This is a genomic window from Oryzobacter telluris (genome assembly GCF_043099285.1).
GTDB lineage: Bacteria > Actinomycetota > Actinomycetes > Actinomycetales > Dermatophilaceae > Oryzobacter > Oryzobacter telluris.
In genome coordinates, this window is the sequence record NZ_CP170723.1 from 851,897 (window position 1) to 865,414 (window position 13,518).

10 protein-coding genes are annotated in these 13,518 nt (G+C 73.2%); 3 read left to right on the forward strand and 7 right to left on the reverse strand.

Going from position 1 to position 13,518, the window contains the following annotated elements:
* Positions 1–118 precede the first annotated feature (118 nt).
* Both ACFLFB_RS03845 and ACFLFB_RS03850 read left to right on the forward strand, forming a co-directional pair.
* The gene (locus ACFLFB_RS03845) at positions 119–2,032 is read left to right on the forward strand and encodes a right-handed parallel beta-helix repeat-containing protein (RefSeq protein WP_392544386.1); all 1,914 of its coding nucleotides are present in this window, start codon (positions 119–121) and stop codon (positions 2,030–2,032) included.
* A complete protein-coding gene (locus ACFLFB_RS03850) occupies positions 2,029–2,865 on the forward strand; it encodes an HAD-IIB family hydrolase (RefSeq protein ID WP_392544387.1) in 837 nt (278 codons plus the stop codon). The genes ACFLFB_RS03845 and ACFLFB_RS03850 overlap by 4 nt, the downstream gene beginning before the upstream one ends.
* On the opposite strand, the gene ACFLFB_RS03855 is transcribed toward ACFLFB_RS03850, so the two are convergent.
* From ACFLFB_RS03855 to ACFLFB_RS03885, 7 genes are all read right to left on the reverse strand, one after another.
* Positions 2,804–3,856 carry a hypothetical protein gene (locus ACFLFB_RS03855; RefSeq protein WP_392544388.1) on the reverse strand — a complete coding sequence of 351 codons (1,053 nt, stop codon included), beginning with the start codon at positions 3,854–3,856 and terminating at the stop codon, positions 2,804–2,806. The genes ACFLFB_RS03850 and ACFLFB_RS03855 overlap by 62 nt on opposite strands.
* A complete protein-coding gene (locus tag ACFLFB_RS03860; RefSeq protein WP_392544389.1) occupies positions 3,843–5,219 on the reverse strand; it encodes a phospholipase C in 1,377 nt (458 codons plus the stop codon). Before ACFLFB_RS03860 ends, ACFLFB_RS03855 begins: the two co-directional genes overlap by 14 nt.
* Entirely contained in the window at positions 5,216–6,793 is a 1,578-nt protein-coding gene (locus tag ACFLFB_RS03865; RefSeq protein ID WP_392544390.1) for an ArnT family glycosyltransferase, read from the reverse strand. Before ACFLFB_RS03865 ends, ACFLFB_RS03860 begins: the two co-directional genes overlap by 4 nt.
* A complete protein-coding gene (locus tag ACFLFB_RS03870; protein ID WP_392544391.1) occupies positions 6,790–8,010 on the reverse strand; it encodes a hypothetical protein in 1,221 nt (406 codons plus the stop codon). The genes ACFLFB_RS03865 and ACFLFB_RS03870 overlap by 4 nt, the downstream gene beginning before the upstream one ends.
* On the reverse strand, positions 8,007–9,488 hold the full coding sequence (locus ACFLFB_RS03875; protein ID WP_392544392.1) for a glycosyltransferase family 39 protein: 1,482 nt from the start codon (positions 9,486–9,488) through the stop codon (positions 8,007–8,009). The genes ACFLFB_RS03870 and ACFLFB_RS03875 overlap by 4 nt, the downstream gene beginning before the upstream one ends.
* A gap of 85 nt (positions 9,489–9,573) precedes the next feature.
* Positions 9,574–10,857, reverse strand: a complete 1,284-nt coding sequence (locus tag ACFLFB_RS03880) for a hypothetical protein (RefSeq protein ID WP_392544393.1) — start codon at positions 10,855–10,857, stop codon at positions 9,574–9,576.
* Positions 10,854–12,008: a glycosyltransferase gene (locus ACFLFB_RS03885; protein ID WP_392544394.1), complete on the reverse strand. Its 1,155-nt coding sequence runs from the start codon at positions 12,006–12,008 to the stop codon at positions 10,854–10,856. The genes ACFLFB_RS03880 and ACFLFB_RS03885 overlap by 4 nt, the downstream gene beginning before the upstream one ends.
* A gap of 514 nt (positions 12,009–12,522) precedes the next feature.
* On the opposite strand from ACFLFB_RS03885, the gene ACFLFB_RS03890 reads away from it, so the two are divergent.
* Positions 12,523–13,497, forward strand: coding sequence for a hypothetical protein (locus tag ACFLFB_RS03890; protein WP_392544395.1), 975 nt, complete (start codon positions 12,523–12,525; stop codon positions 13,495–13,497).
* Positions 13,498–13,518: the final 21 nt, after the last annotated feature.

Sequence of the window (13,518 nt, forward strand, 5' to 3'; positions counted from 1 at the left end):
CGGGTGACCAGGCGGGGGAATGGCCCGATCGGGTCATGGGATCGGGTGCGGGACAGGCGTAACGTCCCACAGCAGCCGCCGGTGTCGAGGCGGCTGTCCTACGACGCAGGGGTAGGTCATGGCATCACGACACGGGTTCGTCGCATGGTTCGTCGCCGCAGGTGTGGCCGCGCTGGGGGCGGTGGCGGCGGCCCCCGCGGGGGCGGACAGCCCGTCGTCCCCGTACGTCGTGGCCAGGGTCGGGAGCACCTCGACCTACACGGCCACGCCGGCCTCGGGCCCCACCCTCACCGGGTCCCTGAAGTCGGTGGTCCAGACCGCGGCGACCGGCCTCACCCAGGGCGGCGGTGGGACGATCCGGTTCGGCGCCGGGACCTTCGACCTCGGCGGCACCTGGTGGGAGTTCTACGACCTCTACGGCGTGACCTTCGAGGGCGCGGGCATGGGCGTCACGGTCATCACCAACAACGCGAGCAACGCCACCGACACCGAGCCGTTCGACATGACGGCCAGCGACCGCATCACCATCCGCGACCTCACGGTCCGCGCGGGTGGGCCGCTGCGGTCGACGAGCGACGCCATCGACTTCGACGGTGGCGACTTCGTCGTCATCGAGCGCGTGGAGGTCTCCGGCTCCCGGGCCCGCGGCATCATCTTCGACGGCAAGGGCGGGGGCTCGATCACGCACGCCGACGACAACGTCGTGCGCGACTGCTACGTCCACGACGTGCCCGGCGACGGCGTCGAGCTGCTCGCGTCCAGCCGCAACCTCGTCGAGGGGTGCCGGATCGTCGACGTCGGCGGCTACGGCGTGCGGGTCGGCAAGTCCTCGACCCAGGCGACCCAGCCGAACAAGCCGTCCGACGAGAACACGGTGCGCGGCAACACGATCGACCAGGCCGGGCGTGACGGGATCTTCGTCAACAGCAGCAACCGCAACCGGATCCTCGCCAACCGCGTGACGAACAGCGCCGACGACGTGTCGAGCCGCGACGGCATCCGGATCTCGGCGAACGACTCGCGGCCGTGCAACAACAACGTCGTGCGCACGAACGTGGCCACCGACACCCAGGCGACCAAGACGCAGGCGTGGGGGCTGAACATCACCAGCTCGCAGTGCGTCGGGACGGTCGTCGGCAGTGACAACGACTTCACCGGCAACAAGGCCGGCACGATCAAGAACTCCGGTACCGCAACGATCTTCGAGCAGGGCAACGCCCACCCGGCGGTGGCGGCGGGACCCGACCAGTCGACGTCGGTCTCGGCCGGGCTGGCGCTGGACGCCACCGTGACCGACGACGGGCCGGCCCCCCTGACGACCGCCTGGGAGCGGCTCTCGGGCCCGGCGGCGGTGACCTTCGACGACCCCGCGGCGATCGACACCACGGCCCACTTCACGCTGGCCGGCACCTACACGCTGCGCCTCACGGCCACGGACGGTGCGGGCCTCGCCGGCGCCGACGACGTCGTCGTGACGGTGTTCCCCAGCGGCACGACGACCCTCTCCGTCCCGATCACGGTCGGGCTCGACGACGCCGAGGAGCGCGACGGCGGGACGGTCTCCCGGTCGAGCTCGGACCTCGAGCTGGTCACCGACGCGGTGGTGCAGGTCGTCGGGCTCCGGTTCCCGGCGCTCCAGGTGCCCCGCGGCGCCACCGTGACCAGTGCCTCCGTGCAGTTCACCAGCCAGGCCGTGACGACGGCCGCGACCTCCCTCGCGGTCCGGGTGCAGCTGACCGGCAACGCGGCACCGATCTCGGGGAACGCGTTCAACCTGTCCAACCGGCTGGCCGGCTCGACCGCCCCCGTCGCGTGGTCGCCGGCTCCGTGGTCCGTCGTCGGCGCGCAGGGGAGCGAGCAGCGCACCCCCGACCTGGGGGCCGGGCTGACCCAGGTCGTGGCCCGTGGTGACTGGACCAGCGGCAACGCCGTCGTCGTGCTCGTGACCGGGACGGGTCGCCGCACCGCCTGGGCGTACGACGGCAACGCGGCGGCGGCTCCCGTTCTCCACCTCACGTACACCCTTCCGTGACAGCCGGTTCGATGACGAGCGCCGTGCACTCAGGCGGATTAGACGGCTCCGCGCTGCGGCTGGTCGCCTTCGACCTCGACGACACCCTCGCTCGCTCGAAGTGCGCCATCGAGCCGGACATGGCGCGGGCGCTGATCGCCCTCCTCGCCCGCCACGCCGTGCTCGTCATCTCCGGCGGCAACACCGAGCAGTTCCGCACCCAGGTGCTCGGGCAGCTCCCGGACGACCCGGTCCTCGACCACCTGCACCTGATGCCGACCTGCGGTACCCGCTACCTGCGCCGCGAGGAGGGTGCGTGGACGCAGGTGTACGCCCACGACCTCGACCCCGCGGCCCGGGACGCCGCGGTCGCGGCTCTCGAGCAGGTCGCCCGCGAGATCGGCTGCTGGGAGCCCGACGAGGTCGTCCACGGCGAGCGCATCGAGGACCGTGGCTCCCAGGTGACCTTCTCGGCGCTGGGCCAGCAGGCGCCGCCCGACGCCAAGGCCGCGTGGGACCCCGACGGGTCACGACGCGAGGCCATGCGCAGCCGCCTCGCGCCCCTGCTGCCGGACCTCGAGGTGCGAGCCGGCGGCTCGACATCCGTCGACGTCACCTCCCGCGGCATCGACAAGGCCTACGGCCTGGGCCGCCTCATGGAGCTGCTCGACCTGCGACCCGAGGAGGTGCTCTTCGTCGGCGACCGGCTCGAGCCGGGCGGCAACGACCACCCCGTGGTCGGGCTCGGGGTGGGCACGCGCGCGGTGCGCCACGCCGGGGACACCCTCGAGGTCATCGCCGGTCTCCTGGCGTCGACAGGGGTGGCAGCCACAGGGCCTGTGGCAGCCCCGTGAGGCCGCTGAGGCGCCGCCTGAGGGCGGGCCGGGGCGCGAGCACGAGGCCCACCGCGACCACGAGGGGCAGGCCGAGGAGCACGACGAGGTCGAGCCAGGTGAGCACCGGCATCACCACGGCCTGGTTCGACGACAGCACGAGGCGCCGGTCGATCCGCAGCCCGGGCGCCTCGGCCACCACCGAGTAGTCGCCGCGCGGCACCTCGGTGAAGGTGGCGACGCCGTGCTCGAGGGTGCGGTGGACGTCGGGGCTCCCGGAGCGTGTGAGGCTGACCGCCGACCCGACCGGGTTGCCGAAGAGCCGGTCGACGACCTGCACCTTGACGTCGAACGCGAGCAGCGGCACCCGGACGACGGTCCGTTCGCTCGGGTAGAAGCGGACCTGCGACCGGTTCACCACGCTCGAACCGGCGACCGTCACCGCGTCGACCGAGTAGTAGATGTCGCGCTGCTCCAGCCCGTCCGGCCCGCGCAGCACACGGCTGCCCGGGAGGTAGACCGGGCCGAGGTCGGTGCGGGTGATGACCTGGCCGGTGCTGGAGCGCAGCGTGAAGCTCTCGATCTCCCGCGTGGGCAGGCCCTGGAAGGAGAACGACACCTCGTTCTCCATGCCGAACGACGCCTGCACCACGCGTGAGCGACCGCTGAGGAACACCCGGTCGAAGACCGCGCGGCGCTGTCCCGGAAGGGAGATCGGCGACCGGGGACCGGTGATGTCGCGGGCCGAGGTCAGCTTGCACACCGACACCGTCGCCCGTCCCGCGGCGTCGGTGACGACAGCGGTCCCGGCGATCTCGAGGCGGGCGCCCGGGACGACGGGCACGGTCCCCACCTGCACCTCGGTCAGCGGCCGGTCGGCGGGGCAGGGGGCGGTCACGGCCGGCGCGCCGGTCGGCGCGACGGCCCACGCCGCGGGTGCCCCGAGGACCACCGCGGCCAGGACGAGGCCGAGGCGGGTGGTCCGCGACCGGACGAGGTCACCAGGTGTCACGACGCCTCCCACGGGTCAACAGCACGCCGAGGAGGATGACCGCCGCCGGGACGAGCACCCCCGCGCCGTACGCGCGGTAGATGTCGGGCTGCCTCGACACGAAGGTCTCGCGCGACCCCCGGGTGTCCGAGAGAAGGACCGGTTCCCTCGGGGGAGAGGCGAAGTCGAAGGCACTGGTGATGTCGTTGGCCTTGCGGTCGCGCTCGGCGAGCGGGTCGACGCCCCAGTTGTTCTCGATGAACTTCAGGCCCGACGTGAAGTCGAGCGTCGTGCTGTCGACGTGGCCCTGCCTCGCGTACGGGCTGACGAGCAGTGCGGGGGCCCGGTAGCCGTAGCCGAACTCGTCGACCTGCGGCGGGACCACGTGGTCGTACCAGCCGCCCCAGTCGTCGTAGGTCCACAGGAACGCCGAGGTGCTCCAGGCCGAGCTGCGCATGAGGGCGGTGTGCAGCGTCCGCAGGAACCGCTCTCCCGCGGCGACGCTCCCCGGCGGGTGCTCGCTCGCCCCCGACGGGACCATGAACGACACCGCGGGCAGCGTCCCCTCGGCGAGGTCGCGGTAGTACTCCTCGAGGGGGGCGATCCGGCCGAAGAGCTTCGGGTCGTCGAGGAAGCGCGCGTAGGCGAGCACCGGCGCCCACACCACCTGGGCACCCTTGTTGGCGTCGTCCACCGTGCGGTAGGTCCGGTAGGTGACCCGCGGGTCGTAGTTCTGGACGTAGAACTTCCACGACACCCCCTTGGCCTCGAGCCGGTCGAAGATCGTCGGGATGTCGCCGAAGCCGTCGACCGGGATGCTGTCGCCCACGGGGTTCCCCGCCACGCCCGCGACCCAGTACATGTGGTTCCAGACGCTGCCACCACCCGCGGAGGTGAAGAACCGGTCGAACAGGACGTACTGGTCGGCGACGTTCCAGTAGTACGGGATGTCGCGGTCGTCGTAGTACCCCATCGCCTGCCGCGTCGGGTCGCCCTCGTCGGCGAACGCCTCGATGAAGCCGTCGTTCCTGCCCGAGTTCAGCTGGGCCCGGAAGACGGTCGCCGTGTGCCCGAGGTCGCTGATCGGCTCCCCGCCGAGCCAGTACGGCTTGACGCACTCGCCGTTCGGCCGGTCGACGCGCACGGGCACGCAGGCCCCGTCCGGGAGGCCGTTCGCCCCGGGGTAGGTGCCGAAGTAGTTGTCGAAGCTGTGGTTCTCCTGCATGAGGTAGATGAAGTGCTTGATCGGCGTCGTCGTGGGGGTGTCGGCCGCGTCGGTGGCCGACGCCGACCCCGTTGCCGCCGCCGGTGCCAGCAGGGCCGCGGCGGCGATCGCCGCCACCGCCAGGGCGGCCGCGCGTGCGGAGCGGCGCGGGCGGCTCACGGCCGCACCTCGTAGACGATGATGATCGGCACCATGGCGGACTGCCCCTTCTCGTCGGTGCCCCTGACCTCCTGGCGGTACACCTCGTGCCCCGAGTACCGGTCGGCGTACCGGATGACGGCCTCGGCGAAGAACGTGGAGCGCTCCGCCGAGAAGCTGTCCCACACGACGTACTGCACCTGGTTGCGCCGGATCGCGAGGTCCGGGTTGGCGATCGGGTCGTAGACAGGGTTGCGGTACAGCGGGTTCGGGCTCACGGACAGCCCTCGGGCATCACGCCCGCCGTACCACTTGATGATGTTGGCCATCGACGGCCCGATCGTCATCATCGTCACGCCCTCGGGCACGTGGCCGCGGATCCAGGTGCCCAGCTCGCGTCCGCCGGGCAGGCCGCCGGTCCCGGCGAGGGCGGTGTCGCGCTCGGTGGCGGTCACCTGCTGCAGCGTGGGGCCGAGGGCCGTGGCGAGGACCAGCCCGGTCGCCACGAAAGGCGTCCAGGACGGCACACGGCGCCCCGTCGCGCGCAGCCGCTCGGGCCAGCGGAGCAGGGCGGCGGACGCGGCGACGGCGAACGGCGTCGCCATCGGCAGGAGGTACTGGTAGCCCTTGACCGGGAACAGCTCGAAGAAGGCGACCGGCAGCGCCACCCAGGTCCACAGCAGCGTCTCGCGCCAGGACAGCCGGCGCCACGTGAGGACCAGCGCCAGCAGGCCGGCGAGCACCACGCCCCAGCCGAGCGCCGACGGGACGACCGAGGGGTAGAAGCCCAGCCCGTGGTTCGGCCGCCGGAACAGCTGGTAGGTGAGGAAGGCGCCCCCGGTGCTCGTCGCCCCGGCCAGCCTCAGGCAGACCGGGTAGGCGGCCACCACGCCCGCGAAGATCGCCCCGGCGCCCAGGGCCCGGCGCCAGCCCAGCGGCACCGAGGGCGCGAGCGCGAAGAAGGCGAACACCGACCCCGCGAGGACGATGGAGGTCTCCTTGGTGAGCACCGACATCCCGAGGAAGAGCGCCGACACGAGCAGCCAGCGGTCGCGGCGCCGGTTGACGTACCGCGCGAGCGCCCAGACGCTCATCGCGACGAGGAAGGCCTGCGGGCCGTCGAGGAGGACCTGGCGGCTCACGACGACGTGGTACGGCATGACCGCCACGAGGGCCGCCGCGAGGAGCCCGCACCGGGTCCCGTACAGCTCGCGCCCGAGGAGGAGGGCCGCCCCGACGTTGGCGACCCCGAAGGCGACCGCCGTCAGCCGGGCCGCGACGTCGCTGACGCCGACGAGCTCGAAGACGAGGGAGACGGTGGCGTGGAAGAGCAGGGGGTGGGCGCGGAAGACCGGGAAGTACGACAGCGCCGCCGGGTCGCCTGAGATGCTCGCCGCCTGGCCGGCGTAGACCGCCTCGTCGCTGTTGAAGCCGACGGCGTCGAGCTGCCAGAGGCGGATCGCGACGGCGGCGCCGAGCACGACGAGCCCGAGCAGGGCGGGGTGGCGCACGGGTCGCCCCGCGGCCTCGGGTGGGGTCGCGGGCCCCTCGGCCGTGGCCACGGGCGTCGGCGGCTGCCACGCGTGCCACTTCATCGCCCGGACCTCACGCGGTGGGGGGTGCGCAGCCGCTGCACCGGCGGGGGTGGCGGTGGGACGACCTCGCGCCGCCACCTCGCGCGGATGAGCAGGCCGGCCAGCAGCGCCGAGAGGACGAGCACGGCGGCGACGCCGTTGAGCCCGGAGGCCGCGGGGCGGGTCGACGGCGTGCTGGAGTCGATGTCGGGGAGCGCCGTGGTGCTGCCGGTGAACCCCGCGAGCACCTTGAGGGCGGTGGACCCGTAGAGGCGGCTCGGCTCGACGTGCGAGTTCTCGGTGAACTCGTTCCACGAGATGAGGCCGATGGCGTCGGCGCGCGAGCCGACCGCGGCGTCGAGCTCGAGGGCGAGCGTGCGGCCGTCGCGCCGGGGGACGACCGTCTTGCCGCCCACGAGCCGGGCGTCGAACCCGGGCGCGGCGGGCGCGATCCACAGCCCGCCGGTGGCGTGCACGGCCGCCCCCATCTCGGCCAGCTTGGTCGGGTACCACGACTTCTCCGGGTCGACGGAGGACCAGTAGTACGCGTTGCCCTCGAACACCGACGAGGCCCGCTCGTACTCCTTGAGGCTGCGCGAGGACGCCAGCACGAGGAGCCGGCTGCGCACCGGGGCGACACAGCGTTCCTGGTCGGAAGAGGAGAACTGGTCGGTGCCGGTCCACACGACCACGGGCCGGGTGCCCCAGAGCCGGAAGACGGGGTTGGTGGCGTAGCGGTCGGCGAACTCGAGCAGGTCGGCGCAGACCTGCGCCACCTCGATGGGCCGCCGGGCGAAGTCGAGGCCCTGGTAGACCAGGCCGAGCCGGAAGTGCTCGTCCGCGGCGACCTCGGTGATCCGGGCCAGGCGCTCGCTGAGCTTCCCGCCCTCCTTCCAGGAGACGAGGAAGCCGTCGACCCCGGCGGCCCGCGCGAGCTCGATGTGCCGCTTCATCACGAGGCGCTCGTCGCTCGTGTAGGTGCCGAGGGCGGGCTCGTCGGACTTCGCGCGGTCCCATGACGAGGGGTCGAACCAGATGTAGTAGTACGCCCACACGGGGATGGCGGACAGGCCGACCCCGGGTGTCGGCGTGGGGGACGGGGGTGCGGTCGTCGCCGCGGAGGCCGGTGTCGAGCCCGGACGCGCGCCGGAGGCAGCTGCCGTCGGGGTGGGGGTGACCATCGCGAGCAGGACGACCGCGGTCACCACCGTCGCCGCGACCCTCCCGGCCGCGGTCATCGCGGTCTCCCGAGGTCGGGTGGGGACGGTGCGCAGCAGGGCGAGGACCTCGCGGCCGGCGCCCCGACCACGAACACGACGACGAGCGGGCGCGCCCCCACGGTGCCGGGCGCCGACTCGACGTGGGCGACGCGTCCCCCGGCGGCGCGGACCTCGTCGAGGAGGGCCGAGGTGGTCGTGGGGTCGGTGGAGGCCGACCACGCGTCCCACACCACCGCGACCGGTCCGGCCGGCAGTGCCGCGGTCCGGTGGCGGGGGTGGGCGGGGTTGACGTCCGCCGCCACGGTCCTCGCCGTGGTGAGCGTCGAGACCGGGCTGCCCCGGGCGTAAAGGCGCACGACGTCGGCGACCCACGTCGCGGCGGTCACCACGGGCAGGTGCTCCCGGACCAGCCAGGTGGCGGCCTCCCGCACGGCGGGGACCCCGGAGGACCCGGGCACCGGGGGTGGCTCTGCCGACGTCGCGGCGGGCCCGGTCGCGAGCGCGGCCACCGCGAACGCCGCGGTCAGGGGGAGGTGGTTGTGGGTGACTCGTGCGCGCAGCCCCGTGGCCACGGTGGAGGCCCCCACACCGGCCAGCGCGGAGAGCGGGACCGTGGTGGCGAGGAGGTAGGGGTAGCCGCTCACGGGCCAGGCGGCGTAGAACGTGGCGGGGACGAGCACGGCCAGGGCGAGGAGCGCGCCGTGCCGACGGCCCGCCGCCACCAGCACCACGCCCCCGACGACGGCGGCCCCGAGGACGCCCCAGCCGATCCGGGGGAGGACGGTGTCGACGTAGCCGACCCCGCCCGAGGGCCCGCGGACCAGCTGCCACCGCACGTAACCGGCCGCGGCGTCGAGCCCGCCGACGGCGACGAGCCAGGCCGGGTAGAGGGCCACGATGGCCACGAACCAGGCCAGCGCGCGGGCGCCGGTGCGGCGATCCACCGCGAGCGCGCCGACGGCCCACGCCAGCACGATCGCGACGACGGTGAGGACGGCCGTCTCCTTGAACAGGGTGGCCACGCCGAGGCCCGCGCCGGCCGCCTCGACCAGACGGGGGCGGGGCACGTCCCCGGTCCCGCGGACGAGGAGGAGCAGTGCCACCGCGACGCCGGTGGCCATCGGGACGTCGACGAGGACGAGGCGCGTCACGTCGGCGTGGTACGGCATGCTCGCCAGTGCCACGGCCGCCGCGACCCCCCCCCACCGCCCCGCGACCTCCCGGGCCAGCAGCCCCGCGACGACGACCGACACCAGGCCGACGACCACCGCGACACCCCGCAGCACCGATTCCCGCGACACCGCGTCGGGGACGAGCGCGAGCAGCATCCCCCACAGCGGCGGGTGGGCCCGCACCCCGGCCCAGCCGGGGTCGCCGGGACCGAGCCCCTGCGTGAGGTAGACCGCCTCGTCGCCGGTGAGCCCCAGCCGGCCCAGGCCCGCGAACCGTCGCGTCCCCGCCAGCACGAGGACGAGCAGCAGCGCCGTGGGGAACACCCACGGCGCGGCCGCCCTTCCCGAAGCGGGGGTGCCGGGTGGCAGCAGGGGAGGGAAAGGGCCAGCCAACCCGGGTCCCGCTCGGTCAGGCAGGGCTGTCTCCTGCGTCCAGGTGGTGGGGTGAGAACCCGACCGCGGAGACAGCACCGTTGTGGTGGCCGTTCTGGCCGTCATGGCCGTTGGGGCCGTGGTGGCCGTTGGTCGGAGGCGGGCCCCCGACGTCGGTGAGGGGTGCCGTGGTGGCCGGCGCCGAGGCGGCCGCGTCGGCCCGGTCGGCGGCGAGGACGGCGCTGATCTGCACCGGCCAGCCGAAGTCGTCGCGCACGAGCCGCCTGACCCGCACCTGTCGCAGCACGTGGCCCAGCAGCTCGCGCTCGCGGTCCCGCAGCGCCTCGTAGTCCATGCCGCCGACGTGGAGGGTCGGCGCGAGGATGGAGAAGGGCGGGAACCCGTAGGCGTCGTCGGTGTTCTCGATGAGCTCGTCGAGGGCCCGATCGAAGGACACGTCCTCGAGCCCGTTGGGACCGCGCTCGATGATGAACAGGTCCGACACCGCGACCTCGTGGATGACGTCGCACGGCACCAGCCGGTCGACGTCGTACTTGGGGGGCGGGACGACGGCCTGGGTCAGGGCGTTGAACGTCATGATCGGCAGGTTCATCTGCGCCAGCCGCATCCCGAACTGGCGGCCCTCCTTGGAGTGCAGCCGGCTCTGCACCCGCAGCTTTCCCCACTGCGCCCGGGAGAGCGTCTGCGTCTGCACCGCGCGCAGCGTGTGGTGGCTGATGGTCAGCGGCTTGGGGAAGCAGTGGGCCACCCCGTTGGGCTCGACGATCGTCATGTCGTCGGACAGGAAGGTCGCACCCTCCTCGCGGATGAGCCGGAGGATCGTGCCGGTCTTCCCGGTGTCCGTGCGGGCCGAGAGCATGACCCCGGTGTCCCCCAGGCGGACGCACGCCGAGTGCAGCAGCAGCCGCCCGTGAGCCACCGCGAGGAAGCGCAGCAGCGCCTCGACGATGTTCGTGTAGAGCACGTGCGGCGAGTGTTCGAGCAGCGGCCCGACGGTGATGTGGATCGTGTCGCCCATCTCGATGCGGAAGTTCGCACCGAGGGCTCCCAGGTGCTCCTCGTACGTGCGCTCGTCCTCGTCACGGGCGGTGAACGTCACGTGCCCGCGCAGGTGGCCCACCCGGGCCACCCTGATCTGGATGTCGAACGGGCCCCTGGTGAGGAAGGGCGTGAGGAACCACTGCAGCTCGGGCAGGGGGACCTCGGAGCCGATGGTCGCGACGCCGGGCACGGAGTAGCGGTACTTCAGGTAGCCCTCGTGGAGGCGGCGGGGGGCGCGGGTCGTGTCGAGGATGGTCATCGGGGCCTCCGGAAGATCATGGTGTCGGTGACGACGAACCGGGCCGCGAAGAGCGCGACCAGCGAGACGAGGTTCGCGAGAAGGTAGTTGGCGCCGGCCCGTTCGACGAGCAGCGCGATGAGGGGGACGCGGAGCGCGAGGGCTGCCCCGTTGAGACCCGCGAAGGCGAGGAAGCGGCGGACCGTGGACGGGCCCTTCGAGGCCGGGTAGACCAGGGCCTCGAGGACGCCCCAGTTCCACGTCGTCGACACCACGGTCGCGATCGTCGCGCCCACGGCGTAGTGCAGCCCGGCGAGCCCGGTGGCCACCCACAGGGCGAGGGTGTTGACGAGCAGCCCGCTGACGCCGACGGCCGCGAACCCGGCCATCCGCGCGCCCCGGCTCTCGCCCCGCACGTCGAACCAGAGGCGGGCGAGGAGGACGACGAGCCGGACGCCCTCGCGCAGGCTCGCCTTGCTCTCACCGGCGAACCGCCGCCCGAAGTGGAACGACAGCTCGCTGGTCCGCAGCGGCCCACCGCGCACCGCGATCTCGAGGAGGATCTTGAAACCGTTGGGGCGCAGCGCGTCCGGGTCGACGGCGTCACGCCGGACGGCGAAGAACCCGGACATCGGGTCGGTGATCGCGGCGAGCCGGTGGGGGAAGAACGCCTTGGCCAGGTGGGTGGCCCAGGTGGAGGCGAAGGCCCGGGCGCGACCGAAGCTCTCCGCGTCGCCGCCGCCGTCGTACCGGCTGGCGACGACCAGCTGGGAGCGGCCGGCCTGCCCGACGCGCACGAGCTCGGGCACGAGCTCGGGCGGGTGCTGGAGGTCGCCGTCCATGACGACGCACCAGTCGCGGGTGGCGAGGCTCAGGCCGGTGGCGACGGCGCCACCGAGGCCCCCGGACCTCTCTCCCGGTTCGCGGTGGTGCGTGCGAACGGGGACGGGGTGGCCGCAGGCGGAGGCCTCGATGGCTGCTGGTGTGCCGTCGTCGCTGTCGTCGACGAAGAGCACCTCGCTGCCCGCCGGCAGGGCGGGCACGAGGCGGTCGAGCAGCTCGGCGACGTTCCCCTGCTCGTTGCGCGTCGGCACGATGACCGTGACCGGAGGGGCGACGCCGGTGAGCCGGGGCGGCACCGACGGGGTGGGCCTGGAGTCCAGTGTCGTCATCGCGTCACCCCCCGTGCTCCGGGGAGGGGGCCGTGGCCCGCGCGGGTCGCCGTGACGGCATGGCGGAACTCGTCCGAGAACCCATGGTGCAGTCCTGTCCGGATGGCCACCGCCGCCCGACGCTCCTGCAACCCCGGGTCACCTCGGTGACTGGCTGGGAACCTACCCCGCAGGTCACGGACCTGCATGACCACAAATGACTATTTTCAGCCGTCGCCGATGTGGGTACGGTCCGGCGGTAAGGCACGTTGGTTCCTCTTCCAACCTGCCGAATGGTCCACCTCGGAGCCTGGCCCAGGAGAGCAGTACTCGGGTTCCGCACTGCTGGAACGGCATCGGCCGCGAGGTGTGCAGGGAAGGTGGCGACGACGATGTCTCGACGCGAACGGCAGGTGCAGGGCATCCCCCGGTGGGACACCACGGGGGGAGGCACATCCCGATGACGACGTCGGTGACCCGAAGGCCCTCTGCGCCAGCAGGATCCGCCACCACCGGGTGGGCTCCACCGCCGTCGGTGACCCGACGCAGGGCGCCGGTCGAGGACGTCGTCGAGCACCTCTCCCGACCTCGCCCGTACCGCGAGGTCGAGGACGCCGAGGCCGAGCTGCTCGCCTCGTGGCGCGACGTCCTCTCGGGCCAGTGCGGCGACCTCGACGAGCTCGAGGCGTTCTCGCACTTCTTCTCCCGGCTCGGTTTCCTCTTCAAGTACAAGGTCTACGGGGTCAAGGTCGCCCTGCCGTTCGGCTACTCGCTCTTCGACCTCGTCGACGGCGAGGGCTTCTCCTTCCAGGTCCACGAGGAGCCCAAGCTCGAGGGGTTCCACGTGCTGGCCCCCCGGTCGCGGTCGCTGCTCTACGTGGCCGACCGGGCCGAGTGGGAGGCCGAGGGGCGGGCCTGGGCGACGACCGCGTCCTGGGAGCGGCGCGGTGAGCGCGTCCCCCGTGGCGCCCTGGTGCCGATGGCCGGTGACGTCGCGGCCGTGCGGGAGACGGGAGTCGTCCACACGGTGCTCGGCTGCGTCCTCGAGGAGTACGCCAGCTGCTCGGTCGACTCGGTGGTCCGGTTGCACGACCAGAACGTCCGCACGGACGTCCGTCTGCCGTCCGCCCACCCGTCGGTCCCACGGCTGCTGGCGGCCGGCTCGACCGGCCTTCCCCGACGGCACCTCGTGCGGTCGACGAGCGGCTGGGCGCGGACCACACCGGCCCACCCCGGGGAGGTCATCGACACCGGGCACGTCCGTGGGTGGCGCGAGGTGCTGGCGCCGGGCGCCACGCTCTGCCTGCCGGCCGGACAGCACGTGACGTCGGTGGTGGTCGTGCGGGGTCGTGCCTGCGCCTCGGTGTCACGTTCGCTGACGACGCGCCGCGCCGGGGAGGTGGTGGTCGTCCCGCCCGGCCTGGCCCTCACCGTCGAGGCCGAGATCCCCACGACCCTCTCCGTCCACCAGGTGCCCACGCACCTCGCGACGTACGCGTGGGGGCGCTGACCCCCCGGGTCGGTGCCCGCA

Excerpts from the sequence above, each read along its gene's own strand:
- ACFLFB_RS03870 (WP_392544391.1), bottom strand. The coding sequence starts at position 8,010 with ATGACCGCGGCCGGGAGGGTCGCGGCGACGGTGGTGACCGCGGTCGTC.
- ACFLFB_RS03885 (WP_392544394.1), bottom strand. The coding sequence starts at position 12,008 with ATGACGACACTGGACTCCAGGCCCACCCCGTCGGTGCCGCCCCGGCTC.
- ACFLFB_RS03880 (WP_392544393.1), bottom strand. The coding sequence starts at position 10,857 with ATGACCATCCTCGACACGACCCGCGCCCCCCGCCGCCTCCACGAGGGC.
- ACFLFB_RS03845 (WP_392544386.1), top strand. The coding sequence starts at position 119 with ATGGCATCACGACACGGGTTCGTCGCATGGTTCGTCGCCGCAGGTGTG.
- ACFLFB_RS03865 (WP_392544390.1), bottom strand. The coding sequence starts at position 6,793 with ATGAAGTGGCACGCGTGGCAGCCGCCGACGCCCGTGGCCACGGCCGAG.